Below are 16102 nucleotides of genomic sequence, written 5' to 3' on the forward strand. Positions count from 1 at the left end.
GGCCGTGGGTAGCCGTCCCGCCTGGCCGTGGGTAGCCGTCCCGCCTGGCCGTGGGTAGCCGTCCCGCCTGGCCGTGGGTAGCCGTCCCGCCTGGCCGTGGGTAGCCGTCCCGCCTGGCTGTGGGCAGTCGTTCCTCCCCCAGTGCCTCAAGGGCCTGGGAGGTACCCCCGTGGGCGGAACGGGTGGGCACAGCCGACAACGCCGAGTACCGGCCAAGAAGCCCCGGCCCAGGCCGACCCCGCGAACGCCGAGTACCGGACAACGGCCCCCGGCGTCACCCCACCCAGCGCCGCCCTGCCCCAGCGGCCAGGGCTCACGTACGGTTGACGCATGACGAGCATCGGTGGTGCTTCAACCGGCATGGTCGACTGGAATCTCGCGGTCGCGACCGCGACCCGGCTCGTACGGCCGGGCCCCGACGTCAGCCGGGACGAGGCCCGCGCCGTCGTCGCGGAACTGCGCCGGCACGCCAAGGCCTCGGAGGAACACGTCCGCGGCTTCACCCGCCTGGGCACCGAGGAGGGCCACGACACCCCCGTCCTCGTCGTCGACCGCCCCGGCTGGATCCGCGCGAACGTCGCCGGCTTCCGGGAACTCCTCAAGCCCCTGCTCGACAAGATGCAGGACCGCCGCGGCAACACCCCCGGCGGCGCGGTGATGAGCGCGGTCGGCGGCAAGGTCACCGGAGTCGAGCTGGGGATGCTGCTGTCCTTCCTGGCCTCCCGCGTCCTCGGCCAGTACGAGACCTTCGCCCCCGCAACCGCCGGGCTCCCGGCCGCGGAGAACGGCGGCGGCCGGCTCCTGCTCGTCGCCCCGAACATCGTGCACGTGGAGCGCGAACTCGACGTCGAACCCCACGACTTCCGCCTCTGGGTCTGCCTCCACGAGGAGACCCACCGCACCCAGTTCACCGCCGTGCCCTGGCTGCGGGACCACCTCGAGGGCGAGATCCAGTCCTTCCTGGGCGAGACCGACGTCGACCCCATGACCGTCCTGGAACGCGTACGCGAAGCCGCCCAGTCCCTCGCCGGAGGGCGCCCCGAGGCCGAGGAGGACGACGGCGGCCGCTCCCTCGTCGAGATCGTCCAGACCCCCGCCCAGCGGGAGATCCTCGGCCGCCTCACCGCCGTCATGTCCCTGCTGGAAGGCCACGCCGACTTCGTGATGGACGGCGTCGGCCCGGACGTCGTGCCGACCGTCGGAGAGATCCGCGAGAAGTTCCAGCAGCGCCGCGCCAAGGGCGCCTCCCGCCTGGACCTGGCCCTGCGCAAGCTCCTCGGCCTGGACGCCAAGCTCCGCCAGTACCGCGACGGCGAACGCTTCGTCCGGGCCGTTGTCGACGAGGTCGGCATGGACGGCTTCAACCGCGTGTGGACCTCGCCCAACACCCTCCCCACCAAGACGGAGATCGCCAAACCGGCGGACTGGATCGCGCGGGTGCATCGCAGGACCGAGTAGTGAACATCGCGGCACGGTCGTGAAAGGAATCCGGCGGACGGCAGGCGAACGCCCCTCCAATCACCCGTCCGAGGGACCGTGAGGCAGGGGTAGGCGTGCAATGCTCGGGGAACGGCCCGGTTCTGTCACCATCTACACACTCTGCGTGACCGAACCTCGGGCTCACCCCCCGACAACTTCATGAAGGGAACCGGACATGGGTCCCCATCCTGCGGTCGCGGCGATACGCCTGGCGGTCCGCCGCGTCCTCCACGACCTCCTCACCGAACACCACAGCGCCACCGCCGCGCTCCCGCACGCCCCCTCGCACGAGCCGCCGCCCCCGCCGCTCGTGCTCGTGGCCTGCTCCGGCGGCGCCGACTCCATGGCCCTCGCCTCCGCCCTCGCCTTCGAGTCCCCCAAACTCGGCATCAGAGCCGGCGGCGTGACCGTCGATCACGGCCTCCAGCCCGGCTCCGACCTGCGCGCCGCGGAAGTCGTCCAGCGCCTGCGTGAACTCGGCCTCGACCCGGTCGACTCCGTCGCCGTGACCGTCGGCCGCACCGGCGGACCCGAAGCCGCCGCCCGCGACGCCCGCTACGCCGCACTCGACACCGCGGCCGAACGCCACGGCGCCACCGCGGTCCTCCTCGGCCACACCCGCGACGACCAGGCCGAAACCGTCCTGCTGGGCCTCGCCCGCGGCTCCGGCATCCGCTCCCTGTCCGGAATGGCCGCGGTCTCGGGGGCCGGCGGCCGCTACCGGCGCCCCTTCCTGGAACTCGACCGGCAGACCGCCCGCAAGGCCTGCATGGTCCAGTCCCTGCCCGTCTGGGACGACCCGCACAACGCCGACCCCGCCTACACCCGCTCCCGGCTGCGCCACGAAGGCCTGCCCGCCCTGGAGAAGGCCCTCGGCAAAGGCGTCGTCGAAGCCCTCGCCCGTACGGCACAGCTCTCCCGCGACGACGCCGACGCCCTCGACGCCTGGGCCGGCCGGGCCGAGGCCACCGTCCGCGACGCCACCGGCGTGCTGGAGTGCGCCAAGCTCTACGCCCTGCCCCCCGCCGTACGCCGCCGCGTCCTGCGCCGGGCCGCCATCGCGGCCGGTTCGCCGGCCGGCTCGCTGTTCGCCCGCCACATCGAGGAAGTCGACCGGCTCATCACCGGCTGGCGCGGTCAGGGAGCCATCAACCTCCCCGGCAAGGTCGTGGCCAAGCGGCAGGGTGGCAGACTGGTGATTCGGCAAGGCTGAACAGACGACCCCTCCGGGCAATCGGTGGAGGGGCCGCTCAGCCGGTGGGACGACCGAAAGTGATGCGGGTGGACGCGAAAGACATGGGTGCCGACCTCCAGCAGGTACTCATCACCAAAGAAGAGATCGACGCCAAGCTCGCCGAGCTGGCCGCGAAGATCGACGCGGAGTACGCGGGCAAGGACCTGCTGATCGTCGGAGTCCTCAAGGGCGCCGTGATGGTCATGGCGGACCTCGCCCGGGCGCTGTCCACCCCCCTCACCATGGACTGGATGGCCGTATCCTCGTACGGGGCGGGCACCCAGTCCTCCGGTGTGGTGCGGATCCTCAAGGACCTCGACACCGACATCAAGGGCAAGCACGTCCTCATCGTCGAAGACATCATCGACTCCGGCCTGACCCTCTCCTGGCTGCTCTCCAACCTCGGCTCGCGCGAGCCCGCCTCCCTCAAGGTGTGCACCCTGCTGCGCAAGCCCGAGGCCGCGAAGGTCGCCATCGACGTGGAATGGGTCGGATTCGACATCCCCAACGAATTCGTCGTCGGCTACGGACTGGACTACGCCGAGAAGTACCGCAACCTCCCGTTCGTCGGTACGCTCGCGCCCCACGTGTACGGCGGCTGAATCCCGGCCGGGGTGCCGTGACGGTGATCGGGAACCCCAGCGGACTTCCCGCCGTTGGAGCATGCGTAGACGGATCGCCAGTTGTCCCGCGCAGCTTCAGGTGACAATGCTGGGGTACCGTCCGAAGAACAGCCTTTATCAAACTCACTATGGCAGGAGGGACGGGGCGGCACCGCTCCGTATGGATGGACGTGAAGCGATACTTCCGTGGGCCGGTCATGTGGATCGTGCTGGCCGTCCTTGCCGTGGTCGTGTTGATGCAGGTCGTCGGCTCGTCAGGCGGCTACAAGACGGTGGACACCGGCCAGGTCGTCCAGGCGATCAACCAGAACAAGGTGGAGTCGGCCAAGCTGACCACCGGTGACGAGCAGACCATCAAGGTCACGCTCAAGAACGGCGTAAAGGTCGAGGGCAGCTCCAAGATCCAGGCGAGCTACATCGGCGACCAGGGCGTGGACATCGCCAACACGCTGCAGAACAAGTACCAGGACAAGCAGATCTCGGACGGCTACACCATCTCGCCGTCCAAGCAGAACCCGTTCATCGGGATGCTGATCTCCTTCCTGCTGCCCCTGGTCCTCATCGTGGTCATCTTCCTGTTCCTGATGAACCAGATGCAGGGTGGCGGCTCCCGGGTCATGAACTTCGGGAAGTCCAAGGCGAAGCTCATCACCAAGGACACCCCCAAGACGACGTTCTCGGACGTCGCCGGCTCGGACGAGGCCGTCGAGGAGCTCCACGAGATCAAGGAGTTCCTCCAGGAGCCCGCCAAGTTCCAGGCCGTCGGCGCCAAGATCCCCAAGGGCGTGCTGCTGTACGGCCCGCCCGGCACCGGCAAGACCCTGCTCGCGCGTGCCGTCGCGGGCGAGGCGGGCGTGCCGTTCTACTCGATCTCCGGATCCGACTTCGTCGAGATGTTCGTTGGTGTCGGTGCCTCCCGGGTCCGTGACCTGTTCGAGCAGGCCAAGGCGAACGCCCCGGCGATCGTCTTCGTCGACGAGATCGACGCGGTCGGCCGTCACCGCGGCGCCGGCCTCGGCGGTGGCCACGACGAGCGCGAGCAGACCCTGAACCAGCTGCTCGTCGAGATGGACGGCTTCGACGTGAAGGGCGGCGTCATCCTGATCGCCGCCACGAACCGCCCGGACATCCTCGACCCGGCCCTCCTGCGCCCCGGCCGCTTCGACCGTCAGATCGCGGTCGACCGCCCGGACATGCAGGGCCGTCTGGAGATCCTCAAGGTCCACCAGAAGGGCAAGCCGGTCGCGCCCGACGTCGACCTGTCGGCGGTCTCCCGCCGCACGCCCGGCATGACGGGTGCCGATCTCGCCAACGTGCTGAACGAGGCCGCCCTGCTGACGGCCCGCAGCGACCAGAAGCTGATCGACAACCACATGCTGGACGAGGCGATCGACCGTGTGGTCGCGGGCCCGCAGAAGCGGACCCGGATCATGTCGGACAAGGAGAAGAAGATCACCGCGTACCACGAGGGCGGACACGCCCTGGTCGCGGCGGCCTCACCCAACTCCGATCCCGTCCACAAGATCACGATCCTGTCGAGAGGCCGCGCCCTCGGCTACACGATGGTGCTGCCGGACGAGGACAAGTACTCGACCACGCGCAACGAGATGCTCGACCAGCTCGCCTACATGCTGGGCGGCCGCGCGGCCGAGGAGCTCGTCTTCCACGACCCGACGACGGGTGCCGCCAACGACATCGAGAAGGCCACCGGCCTGGCCCGCGCGATGGTCACGCAGTACGGCATGACCGAGCGTCTCGGCGCGATCAAGTTCGGCGGCGACAACACCGAGCCGTTCCTCGGACGTGAGATGGCTCACCAGCGCGACTACTCGGAGGAGATCGCCGCGCTGGTCGACGAAGAGGTCAAGAAGCTCATCGAGACCGCGCACAACGAGGCGTGGGAGATCCTGGTCGAGAACCGCGATGTGCTCGACAACCTGGTCCTGGCCCTCCTCGAGAAGGAGACGCTGGGCAAGGAGGAGATCGCCGAGATCTTCGCACCGATCGTCAAGCGCCCGCCGCGGCCCGCCTGGACGGGCTCCTCCCGCCGTACGCCGTCCACCCGCCCGCCGGTCCTCTCCCCCAAGGAGCTGGCCCTGACGAACGGGACCAACGGCGCGACGCCGGCCATCTCCACCGCGAAGAGCACCGCGGCGGAACCCGCCCCGGCGCCCGAGCGGACCCCGGAGGACCGCCCCGAGAGCTGACCACCGCTCTCCCCGCGGCCCCCGGGCCCGGAATGGATGCCGCGCCCCCCAGGTTTTAGCCTGGGGGGCGCGGCTTTTCGCCATTACCGCAGGCCGCCCGCGAAGGACACAGGAACGAGGCACCCAGATGACCGACCCCGTGACGCTGGCCGGCGACGGCCGGCTCGGCGAATTCGACGAGAAGAGAGCCGAGAACGCCGTTCGGGAACTGCTGATCGCGGTCGGCGAGGACCCCGACCGCGAGGGGCTTCGGGAGACACCGGCGCGGGTCGCGCGGGCGTACAGGGAGATATTCGGCGGCCTGTGGCAGAAGCCGGAGGACGTGCTGACGACGACGTTCGATCTCGGGCATGACGAGATGGTGCTGGTGAAGGACATCGAAGTCCTGAGCTCGTGTGAACATCACCTCGTACCATTTGTCGGAGTTGCCCATGTTGGCTACATTCCGTCCGTTGAAGGCAAGATCACGGGTCTCTCCAAGCTTGCGCGGCTCGTGGACGTGTACGCACGGCGCCCGCAGGTGCAGGAGCGCCTGACCACGCAGATCGCCGACTCCCTGATGCAGATCCTGGAGCCGCGTGGTGTGATCGTCGTCGTCGAGTGCGAGCACATGTGCATGTCGATGCGCGGGGTCCGAAAGCCGGGTGCCAAGACCATTACCTCGGCGGTCCGCGGCCAGCTTCGTGATTCCGCGACCCGCAATGAGGCTATGAGCCTGATCATGGCGCGCTGACCTGATCGTCACGCCAACGACGGTCGTCTGTACGGTCCGCGTACCGTCCGTCGAGGCTCCAGAGCTTGGACCCCACCTCGACGTTCCTGGCATTGACGGCGGTCAGGGCGCGCGAGGTGGTCGACGCGGTCACCCCGAACGCTTGACGTTCACCGTCGCCGCGAAGCAGGAGCTGCGCCACGGGCACCTCGCCCGCCGGCCCTGGTGAGGCCCGGGTGGGTCATGTCGTCGGGGCCGTGCCCGCGCCGTTGTGGTCGTCGTCCTCCGGGAGTTTGCAGACGCGTTCCAGGAAGATGGCCGCCGCTATGACGCCGATGCCCGCGACGACGGAGAGGCCGGCGTAGATGGCCTGGTCGCGGCGGGCGGGGATGTCGAGGGACTCCAGCAGGAAGACGCCGGCGCCGCCGTACATGCCGGAGACGAGGGCGGCGACCAGGGCGCTGGCATGGCCGAAAACGACCGCGCGGGCCGCCATCATGGGGTCGACGCCCTTGGCGTCGGGCTGCCGCTCGCGCTGGGCCTTCAGGCGGGCGCGGAGCGAGAGCGCCGTGGCCAGGAGGACCACGGCGATCATGGCCAGGACGATGGGGGCGGCCATGGGGACGCCGGGAAGGGTGCCGACCGAGTTCCACAGGCGGGCTCCGGCCCAGGACAGCACCCCGGCCACGACGAAGACGCCGACCAGCACCCTGATGCGCAGCTCTCTCACGGTGTCCCTTCGCTTCCCCCGTCGGTGGCCCCGTTCCGTGGCCGTCTTGACCTTAACGGCTACTCGGGCAGCCGGAGTTCCAGGTCCTTGCGGGGTTCGACGCCCGTGCGGGTGACGGCGTCCAGCAGGCCGGCCACCGGGCCGCGTCCCGGCAGCTGCGCCTCGGGGTCGAGGTCGTGCCAGGGGGCCAGGACGAAGGCGCGTTCGTGGGCGCGGGGGTGGGGAAGGGTGAGCTGCGGGTCGTCGGAGACCACGTCGGCGTAGGACACGATGTCGACATCGAGGGTGCGGGGGCCCCAGTGCTCGTCCCGGACGCGGTGGAAGGCCTCCTCGACCGCGTGCGCGCGCTCCAGGAGCGAGGAGGGCGGGAGGGTGGTCTTCAGGACGACGACCGCGTTGAAGTAGGCGGGCTGGCTGCCGGGCGCCACGCCCCAGGGCTCGGTCTCGTAGACGGGGGAGACGGCCTTGATGCGGAGGCCGGGGGTGTCCTCGAGGGCGTCGACGGCTCCCTGGAGGGTCTCCAGGCGGTTGCCGAGGTTGGAGCCGAGGGCGACCACGGCCCATTTGGGATTGCTGAGGGTGGTGTCGGCGGCGTCGACCTTGTCGACGACGGAGGCGGGTACCGGCTGTACGGTCGGGTCGCTGGGACCCTTGATGAAGGGTGCAGTCATACTCGGCTCCGGGTGATGGTGACGGTCACGTCGTCGAAGGGGACGGTGATCGGGGCGTCCGGCTTGTGGACGCACACTTCGATCTCCTTGACCCCCTCGTGCTTCAGACATACCTGGGCTATCCGCTCGGCGAGCGTCTCGATGAGGTTGACGGGCTCGCCCTCGACGACGGCCACGACCTCCTCGGCCACGATGCCGTAGTGAACGGTCTTCGCCAGGTCGTCGTCGGCCGCGGCCGGCCGGGTGTCCAGGCCGAGGACGAGGTCCACGACGAAGGTCTGGCCCTCCTCACGTTCCTCGGGGAACACACCGTGGTGCCCACGGGCCTTCAGGCCGCGCAGCGCGACACGATCCACGCGAATCACTCCTGCAATCGTCGGTCACGGCCGGTCCGTGCCGTGTGCGGGCGGCACACCGGCCTCAGTCGAATCTACCTGCGAGCCCGGGCGGGACCGGGCCACGGGGGTGGCCGTCCGCGCCGGGCCGGGCAGGATTCATCCAGCGTTTCCCCTGGCGAACCCGGCGGCTCATGGGTTGGAAGCCGCCCATACCCGGGGGTCCGTGATTCCAACCACGTCGTCGTCCCGCGTCCGGCCGCGTCCGGCCCTTGTGAGCCGACTACCCACTCAGGAGGGGGTCTCCTCGCCCTCGTCCTCGTCGGTTTCGGCCAGAACGGGGGAAGCGTGGTGCGACCAGAGTTTCCACCCCTGGGGCGTGCGCCGGAACACGTTGGTGGCGACCACGAGCTGGCCGACGAGCGGGCCGAGCTCCTCGTCGCCCTCGGGGGCGGGGCCGCCGCTGAGGATGTTCTCCGTGCAGTTCACCAGGGCGGTGTCGCCGGTGACCGAGACGTGTACATCGGTGAGGAAGAACTGGATGTAGTCGGTGTTCGCCATGATCAGCGCGTACGACCGGAGGACCTCGCCGCGGCCGGTGAGCACGGGCCAGCCGGGGTGCACGCAGGAGACCACGCCGGTGTCGGCCGGGTCGTGGTACGACTCGTCGACGCCCAGGTCGGAGGGGGTCAGCCAGAGCGACGCCAGTTCCTCGAAGTCGCCCTGTTCCAGTGCCTCGTAGAAGGCGGTGTTGGCGGCCTCGACCTGTTCGACGTCGGTGTGCGGGGCGCTCACCGGGCTCCTTCTGCGCTGGTGTCCGTCGTACGCGCCCCTTCGATGGCGTGGGCGACGCGTACCGCGTCGGCTGTGGCGCGTACCTCGTGCACGCGTACGGCCCAGGCGCCGGCGTGCGCGGCGAGGGCGGAGACGGCGGCGGTGGCGGCGTCGCGTTCGCGTGCGGGCGGGGGCGGGCCGTCGGGACCGGCCAGGACCCGGCCGAGGAAGCGCTTGCGGGAGGCGGCGACGAGCAGCGGGTGGCCGAGGCGCAGGACCCGGTCGAGGCTCGCGAGGAGCGCGAGGTCGTGCCCGGCGTCCTTGGAGAAGCCGAGGCCGGGGTCGACGACGACGCGGTCGGGGGCGATGCCGCCGGCCAGGACGGCCTCCACGCGCGCGTGGAGCTCGTCCACGACCTCGCCGACGACGTCGGCGTACTCGCCCTTGACGTTGCCGCCCTGGAGGAAGCCGCGCCAGTGCATGACGACGAAGGGGGCGCCGGCGTCGGCGACGGCCGGGATCATACGGGGGTCGGCGAGGCCGCCGCTGACGTCGTTGACGAGGGCGGCGCCCGCCGCGAGGGCCCGTTCGGCGACGGAGGCGCGCATGGTGTCGACGGAGACGGTGACGCCTTCGGAGGCCAGGCCGCGGACGACGGGGATGACGCGGCGCAGTTCCTCGGCCTCGTCCACCCGGGCGGCGCCGGGGCGGGTCGACTCCCCGCCGACGTCGACCAGGTCCGCGCCCTCGGTGACCAGGTCGAGGCCGTGTTTGACGGCGGTCGTGGTGTCGAAGAAGCGGCCGCCGTCGGAGAAGGAGTCGGGGGTGACGTTCACTACTCCCATGACCGCGCAGCGGTCCCATTCCGGTAGGCCCGCCACGCGCCCGCGTCCGCTCTGGTTGCTCATATGTTCAGCGTAGGCCCAGGCGGGGGCCGTCAGGCGCCGCTGCCCAAGTGACGGCCCCGTGCGGTGGCTCGGTCATGCCGCCCGGACGTTGCGTTCGGCCGTGGTGCCGTGGGCGCAGGGGCGGCGGCCGGCCGGGCCGCGGCGGCGCAGGAAGCGCGGCAGGGGCAGGGCGAGGTTGACGAAGCCCTCGGCCTGCATGGCGGCGAATCCGATGCGGGGCAGGTCGGCGGAGGCGCGGTAGACGACGAAGCGGGGCTCCCAGCGCGGCCGGAACTTGGCGTTGAACTTGTACAGGGACTCGATCTGGAACCAGCGGGAGAGGAAGACGAGCAGTCCGCGCCAGGCGCGCAGTACGGGCCCGGCGCCGATCTTCTCGCCGCGTGCGAGGGCGGCGCGGAACATGGCGAAGTTGAGGGAGACGCGCTCGATGCCGAGCTTGGGGGCGGCCTGGAGGGCGGCGACGATGAGCAGTTCGTTCATGCCGGGGTCGGCGGAGCGGTCGCGGCGCATCAGGTCCAGGGAGGCGCCGTCGGTGCCCCAGGGCACGAAGTGCAGGATCGCCTTCAGGTCGCCGTACTCGCCCGGGTGGTCGTCCTGTTTGTGGGCGGTGGCGATGAGGCAGTCGCCGTCGGCGGGGTCGCCGACGCGGCCCAGGGCCATGGAGAAGCCGCGTTCGGTGTCGGTGCCGCGCCAGTCGTCGGCGGCGCGGCGGATGCGGTCCAGCTCGGCCTCGCCGAGGTCACGGACACGTCGTACCCGGGTTTCGTAACCGGCGCGCTCGATGCGCTTGACCATCTGGCGCACGTTGCGCATCGCGCGGCCGGCGAGGGAGAAATCCTTGACGTCCACCACCGCCTCGTCGCCCAGTTCGAGGGCGTCGAGCCCGGTCTCGCGGGTCCACACCTCGCCGCCGGTCTCGGAGCAGCCCATGACGGCGGGGGTCCAGGAGTGGGCCTTGGCCTCGTCCATGAACTGTTCGATGGCGCCGGGCCAGGCCTCGACGTCGCCGATGGGGTCGCCGCTGGCGAGCATCACGCCGGAGACCACGCGGTAGGTCACGGCGGCCTTGCCGCTGGGGGAGAAGACGACGGCCTTGTCGCGGCGGAGCGCGAAGTGGCCGAGGGAGTCGCGGTGGCCGTGCCTCTCCAGCAGGGCGCGCAGCCGGGTCTCGTCCTCCTCGGTGAGCCGGGCGGCCGGGTGTTCGGGGCGGAAGGCCAGGTAGATGGTGGTGACGGCGGTGAGCAGGCCGAGGGCGCCGAGCGAGAAGGCCACCGTCCAGGACGTGTTGCCCTGGTAGTCGACGGGGCCCTCGAAGCCGAACAGGCCGTAGATGACGTGCGTGATGCGGTCGGCCAGGCTCGGGTCGCCGATGATGCGCTCGGCGTGGACGCTGACGATGAGCAGGCCGAGTATCAGCGAACCGGCGCTCATGAGCACGAAGTTGGCGAGGGCACGCCAGCGGCTGCGCGGGTCGGGCAGGGCGTCGAACTGGTCGCGGTGGAGCAGCAGCGGTGCCAGCAGGGCCAGGGAGATCAGTACGCCGACCAGTGAGTGGCGGTACGTGAACTGCGCGACGGCACCGGCGGGCAGCAGGGCGACGGCGGCTCGCCAGGCCCGGCGTTTGCCGCGCTTGAGGCCGTGGGCGAGCAGCAGCAACAGCACGCCGGTGCTGAGCGACAGGGCGGCCGCGAACGGGCCGAGGGCGCCGGGCAGTACCTCGGCGATGGCGTGCATACGGCTGTGGCGGAAGCGGGGGAAGACGCCCGCCGCGATGTCCAGGACACCCACGAGGGCACATGCTCTGCCGACCAGGACGGGGACGGCCTCGGGGCGCGGTCCGCGCAGCAGTTGGCGCGCCCGGTTCACCCGGGCCGTGGGCGCCGCGTCGCCTCTGCGACTCGGAACCTCGACCGACATTTCCTCATCTGTCCTGACAGACATCGCATCCCGTAGTTCTGCGAGAGACCTTGGATCCGGTACCGATTCGGGCATCCGGCGACATTGCGCCCTCTAGGACGGTGTCTCGGGGGGAGAGGTTCACTCCCCACGTCAAAGCCGTTTCAAAGGCCAAGGAAAGTCCGGGACAAGCCCTCGCGAAGGTGTGGTCGCGGGGGCGGCCGGACGGAGAGCGCGGACAGGTAACCAACCCATGGGTCTCACGAGCAACAAGGTGCTGCTGCTGGCGGTGCTCTCGGCCGTGCTGCTGTTCGCCGGCACGGTCTGGCTGTGGCCACGGCTGGCCCGGCGTGGCTGGCGGATGGTGGGCGGGCGCGTCGGCCTGCTGCTGGCCACGCAGGTGGCGCTGTTCGCGGCGGTGGGTCTCGCCGCCAACCAGGCCTTCGGGTTCTACGCGAGCTGGGCGGACCTGTTCGGGCAGGAGAAGGAGCCGGGCGTGGTGGTCGACCACGCGCGGGGCGACGGGGCGCTGGAGGTGGTCGCCTCGCGGCGGGTGCCGGGGGCGGGCGGTGCGCGGCCCCAGGTCGGCGGACGGATCCAGGAGGTCGAGATCGTGGGCCGGACGACCCGCATCGCCACTCCCGCGTACGTCTATCTGCCGCCGGAGTACTTCCAGCCGCGGTACCGCACCCGTTCGTTTCCCGCAGCCGTGGTGCTGACCGGCTACCCGGGCACGGCGTCGGCGCTGGTGGAGAAGCTCCACTACCCGCGTACGGCCCTGGAGCTGGGCCGGGCGGGCCGGATGCGGCCGACGATCCTCGTGATGCTGCGGCCGACGGTGGCGCCGCCCCGGGACACGGAGTGCGTGGACATCCCGGGCGGACCGCAGACCGAGTCGTTCTTCGCCAGGGATCTGCCCGACGTGTTGCGTTCGCGGTTCAGGGTGGTCGATAAACCGGGCCGGCTGGGCATCATCGGCAACTCCACGGGCGGCTACTGCGCGTTGAAGATCGCCATGCACCACCCCGGTGTGTATGCCGCGGGGGCCGGTCTCTCCGCGTACTACAAGGCGCCGATCGACGCGACGACGGGTGATCTCTTCCAGGGCGACAAGGGCCTGCGGAATCGCGCCGACCTGTGGTGGTACCTGAAGCACGAGCCCGCTCCCGACACTTCGCTGCTGGTCACCAGCAGCGAGATGGGCGAGTCCAACTACAAGGACACGCTGCGGTTCATCGAGCGGGTGAGGAACACCGGGCGGACGCGGATCTCGTCGATCGTCCTCGAAAGCGGCGGGCACAACTTCAACACCTGGCGGCGCGAGATTCCGGCCACGCTGGAGTGGATCAGCGGGCGGCTGGACGGCCGTTCGGGAACCACGGGGAATGATCTTGAGAATTGATTGAAGGATAGATTCCGCTTCGTGCCGAGTTCTGATGCGGTGTGAACACTTCGGTATGGCTTTGTTTTGCGGGGTGGCTCACCATGATTCGCCTACGCGCGGTAAGTTTCTGGCCATGCCACGTGGACGTCACCGCCATTCCCCGCCCCTGCACAGGCTGCTCCCCCCGTCGGCGATCGCAGGCGTCTCCCTCGTCTGCGCCCTGGGGCCCTGGGTGTTCACGGAGCCGATGGCGCTCCGCGGTCTGGCCGCGGCGGCCGCGGTCACGGCGGTCGTCGGCGCGGTCGTACTGCGCCGCTGGGACGCCCAGGCGGGCAAGCGCGTCGCCGACCTCACGCGCGGGCGCGCGAGCGACGAGTGGCGCTTCGAGGAGCGCGTCGCCGAACTGGAGGGCGACCTCGAGGAGTCCCGCGAACTGCGCGTGAAGCTCGAGCAGCGGCTGCGCGCCAAGCGCACGGAACTGGCCGGGCTGCGCAACGAACACGCCGCGCTGCTGCGCCGGTACGCCACGTCCGAGACCGAGCGCGCGAGCGTCCTGGAGGACCGCCGGGTGCTGGAGATCGAGGCGACGGTTCCGGTGCGCGCCGCGCTGCCCGCGGGGGCGTCGAAGACGGCGGACGGTTCGGCGGAGGCGGCTGCTGCGGGGGCCGAGGATCTGGCCGTCGAGGAGGAGCCGGCCGTTCCCGCCGTCTTCTCGCCGGAGGGCTCCCGGCTGTTCCTGCGTGCGGCGGCCGCACTCGCCCGGTTCGACGGCGACCCGGCCCCGGACCCGGACGGCGGCCCGGACGGCGACGGTGACGGCGTCCCGGAGGACGACGAGGACGAGCCGGCGCAGGAGGGCAACGACGAACAGCCGCCCCTGCGGGAGCCGTCGCACGCGGACGAGCCGCAGGGGCGGTCCGAGGCGGTGGACGGGCACGAGCACGCGGCCGCCGGCACGTCCGCCACGGCCGAGACCGAGCGACTCCCGCGGTCTGCCGCTTCAGGTCACTACACGGTGCCGACCGCCGTGGCCGTCGCCCCGCAGACGCCGGCGCGGCGCCCGCGGACCGAAGGGGGTTTCGACTTCTTCGGTACCAAGCAGGAGACGTCCCGCGCCGCCTTGGAGGCCGTGCAGAACGAGGACCTGGCGGATGTCGTCGGCCAGGAGGCCCTCGCGCTGCACAAGGCCGAGGCGGAGGCCCGGTACAAGCCCGCGGACGCGGAGTCGCGCGGGATCGGCCAGGTCATCGACCTGACCGCGCACGACGAGACGGAACAGATCGATGTGCAGGGGCTGCGCAGCGCGGTCTCCTGAAGCCCGCGCCTCCCGGTTCTCGGCCGTCACGCCATCCAGCGGTCCGGCCGCGCGTCCCTGCGCCCCGTGCGTGACCGCTCCGCCTGCCGGGCCAGCAACTCCCGCGCCTCGTCCGAGTCCCGCAGCCGCGCCCGCACCACCTTGTTCGCGCCGGTGTCCACACACACGTCGGCCACGCCCCGGGCCCGTTCCCAGGGCCCCTGCGTCATCCGTACGCTCTGCACCTTGGCATGCGGCACCAGCGCCAGACTCCGCGCCAGCAACCCCGAGCGCGCCGCGAACACCGCGTCGGTGACGGCGAGTCCGTACCCCCGCCACCACACCGGCACGCACCACCGGGCGCGGCGCGGCGACGGCGACAGGGCCGCGCTCTCCGGCACGGTCACCCCGGGCAGCACCAGCGCGACGACGGTCTCCGCGAGCTCGCGCGGAGCGACCGGCACCAGCACGGAGTTGGACGAGCCCGCCACATCGAGCTCCACCCGCACCCAGCCGCGCCGCCGCCACAGCAGCGGCTCCACGATCCGCACGGTCTGCACCCGGCCCGGCGGCACCGTCTCGTGGGCCCGGTCCAGCAGGCCGTGGTCGATGCGCAGCCCGTCGGGCGACTGGCCCACCGTCCAGTCGTAGTCGGCGACGAACCGCCCCACACTGCTCGCGCCCGCCGCGCCCAGCAGCGGCAGAGCGACCGCCAGGACCGTCCACAGGCTGTGGGTGAAGAACCACAGCACCGGCGGGACGACGAGCGCCGCCGCCAGTGACCCCCAGGTCGCGCCCGTCAGCACCAGCGACAGGGCGAGGACACCGGGCGGCACCCGCAGCAGCCGGCGGGACGGCGCCTCACCGACCTCGTGGGCGGTCTCGGGCGCGAAACCGGCCGCCCGCGCGAGCAGTTCGGCCCGCAGCGTCCGTGCCTCGCCCGCGCCCAGGAAGGCCAGTTCGTCCTTCTTGTCGGTCCCTATGACGTCGAGTTTCAGCTTGGCGACGCCCGCCACCCGGGCGAGCAGCGGCTGGGTGACGTCGACGGCCTGGATGCGCTCCAGCCGGATGTGCGCGGTGCGCCGGAACACCAGGCCGGTGCGGATGCGCAGTTCGGTGTCGGTCACCGCGAAGCGCGTGAACCACCAGGAGCAGAAGCCGTAGAGGGCGGCGGCCGGGACGATCACGGCGAGGCCGATCAGCAGCGTGGTCGTCGTCAGCCGGCTCAGATGGCGCTGCGCCCCGTCGGGGTCGTGCACGGCCCAGCCGATGACCACGGCGACCGGCGCCCAGGCGCGCCGCAGCGGCGTGACGGGGTGCAGGCGCCGGTCGGCCGGGGTGTCTTGCTCGGACAGGGCGTTTGGCTTGGCCGGGGTGTCTTGCTCGGCCATGCTGTTTCGTTCGGTCGCGGTGTCTTGCTCGGACAGGGTGTTTCGTTCGGTCGCGGTGTCTTGCTCGGACAGGGCGTTTGGCTTGGCCGGGGTGTCTTGCTCGGCCATGCTGTTTCGTCCGGTCGCGGTGTCTTGCTCGGCCATGGCGTTCCGATCGCCCACGCCGCCTCGCTCGGACACCGCGCCTCCCTCGGACAGAGCGTCTCCGCCGACCGGCCCGCCGCTCTCGGCTGGTCCGTTGCTCTCGGCTGGTCCGTCGGCGTCGGTCGGTCCGCTGCCGGCCGTTGTCCCGCCGCTCTCGGCTGGTCCGTTGCTCTCGGCTGGTCCGTCGGCGTCGGTCGGTCCGCTGCCGGCCGTTGTCCCGCCGGTCTCGGCTGGTCCGTTGCTCTCGGCTGGTCCGTCGGCGTCGGTCGGTCCGCTGCCGGCCGTTGTCCCGCCGCTCTCGGCTGGTCCGTTGCTCTCGG

The 16102-nt window shown here is 71.1% G+C and carries 15 protein-coding genes; 7 read left to right on the forward strand and 8 right to left on the reverse strand.

Annotated elements, in window-relative coordinates:
* Positions 1-330: 330 nt before the first annotated feature.
* The 5 genes from ACFZBT_RS38750 to folE all read left to right on the forward strand — a co-directional run bounded on the left by ACFZBT_RS38750 (position 331) and on the right by folE (position 6276).
* The gene (locus ACFZBT_RS38750) at positions 331-1458 is read left to right on the forward strand and encodes a zinc-dependent metalloprotease (protein WP_391114564.1); all 1128 of its coding nucleotides are present in this window, start codon (positions 331-333) and stop codon (positions 1456-1458) included.
* Between the two features lie 196 nt (positions 1459-1654).
* The gene (tilS, locus tag ACFZBT_RS38755; protein WP_391114567.1) at positions 1655-2692 is read left to right on the forward strand and encodes a tRNA lysidine(34) synthetase TilS; all 1038 of its coding nucleotides are present in this window, start codon (positions 1655-1657) and stop codon (positions 2690-2692) included.
* 62 nt (positions 2693-2754) lie between these two features.
* Positions 2755-3315 carry a hypoxanthine phosphoribosyltransferase gene (hpt, locus tag ACFZBT_RS38760; RefSeq protein ID WP_184594965.1) on the forward strand — a complete coding sequence of 187 codons (561 nt, stop codon included), beginning with the start codon at positions 2755-2757 and terminating at the stop codon, positions 3313-3315.
* 185 nt (positions 3316-3500) lie between these two features.
* Entirely contained in the window at positions 3501-5543 is a 2043-nt protein-coding gene (ftsH, locus tag ACFZBT_RS38765) for an ATP-dependent zinc metalloprotease FtsH (protein ID WP_391114665.1), read from the forward strand.
* 127 nt (positions 5544-5670) lie between these two features.
* Complete coding sequence (gene folE / locus ACFZBT_RS38770; protein WP_391114569.1) at positions 5671-6276, forward strand: GTP cyclohydrolase I FolE; 606 nt, start codon at positions 5671-5673, stop codon at positions 6274-6276.
* Here folE and ACFZBT_RS38775 read toward each other — a convergent pair.
* From ACFZBT_RS38775 to ACFZBT_RS38805, 7 genes are all read right to left on the reverse strand, one after another.
* On the reverse strand, positions 6263-6457 hold the full coding sequence (locus ACFZBT_RS38775; RefSeq protein ID WP_391114572.1) for a hypothetical protein: 195 nt from the start codon (positions 6455-6457) through the stop codon (positions 6263-6265). The genes folE and ACFZBT_RS38775 overlap by 14 nt on opposite strands.
* Before the next feature lie 39 nt (positions 6458-6496).
* On the reverse strand, positions 6497-6985 hold the full coding sequence (locus ACFZBT_RS38780; protein ID WP_391114575.1) for a DUF3180 family protein: 489 nt from the start codon (positions 6983-6985) through the stop codon (positions 6497-6499).
* Positions 6986-7044: 59 nt separating this feature from the next.
* Positions 7045-7656, reverse strand: a complete 612-nt coding sequence (gene folK, locus ACFZBT_RS38785; RefSeq protein WP_391114578.1) for a 2-amino-4-hydroxy-6-hydroxymethyldihydropteridine diphosphokinase — start codon at positions 7654-7656, stop codon at positions 7045-7047.
* The gene (gene folB, locus ACFZBT_RS38790; RefSeq protein ID WP_391114581.1) at positions 7653-8012 is read right to left on the reverse strand and encodes a dihydroneopterin aldolase; all 360 of its coding nucleotides are present in this window, start codon (positions 8010-8012) and stop codon (positions 7653-7655) included. Before folB ends, folK begins: the two co-directional genes overlap by 4 nt.
* Before the next feature lie 270 nt (positions 8013-8282).
* A complete protein-coding gene (locus tag ACFZBT_RS38795; protein ID WP_382490895.1) occupies positions 8283-8786 on the reverse strand; it encodes a nuclear transport factor 2 family protein in 504 nt (167 codons plus the stop codon).
* A complete protein-coding gene (gene folP / locus ACFZBT_RS38800) occupies positions 8783-9673 on the reverse strand; it encodes a dihydropteroate synthase (RefSeq protein WP_391114585.1) in 891 nt (296 codons plus the stop codon). Before folP ends, ACFZBT_RS38795 begins: the two co-directional genes overlap by 4 nt.
* A 72-nt stretch (positions 9674-9745) precedes the next feature.
* A complete protein-coding gene (locus tag ACFZBT_RS38805) occupies positions 9746-11590 on the reverse strand; it encodes a phosphatidylglycerol lysyltransferase domain-containing protein (RefSeq protein ID WP_391114588.1) in 1845 nt (614 codons plus the stop codon).
* A 232-nt stretch (positions 11591-11822) separates the two neighbouring features.
* On the opposite strand from ACFZBT_RS38805, the gene ACFZBT_RS38810 reads away from it, so the two are divergent.
* Both ACFZBT_RS38810 and ACFZBT_RS38815 read left to right on the forward strand, forming a co-directional pair.
* Complete coding sequence (locus ACFZBT_RS38810) at positions 11823-12971, forward strand: alpha/beta hydrolase-fold protein (RefSeq protein ID WP_391114591.1); 1149 nt, start codon at positions 11823-11825, stop codon at positions 12969-12971.
* 115 nt (positions 12972-13086) lie between these two features.
* The gene (locus ACFZBT_RS38815) at positions 13087-14268 is read left to right on the forward strand and encodes a hypothetical protein (protein ID WP_391114594.1); all 1182 of its coding nucleotides are present in this window, start codon (positions 13087-13089) and stop codon (positions 14266-14268) included.
* A gap of 26 nt (positions 14269-14294) precedes the next feature.
* On the opposite strand, the gene ACFZBT_RS38820 is transcribed toward ACFZBT_RS38815, so the two are convergent.
* Positions 14295-15638, reverse strand: coding sequence for a PH domain-containing protein (locus ACFZBT_RS38820; RefSeq protein ID WP_391114598.1), 1344 nt, complete (start codon positions 15636-15638; stop codon positions 14295-14297).
* Positions 15639-16102: the final 464 nt, after the last annotated feature.

Source organism: Streptomyces sp. NPDC008137 (genome assembly GCF_042957035.1).
Lineage (GTDB): Bacteria > Actinomycetota > Actinomycetes > Streptomycetales > Streptomycetaceae > Streptomyces.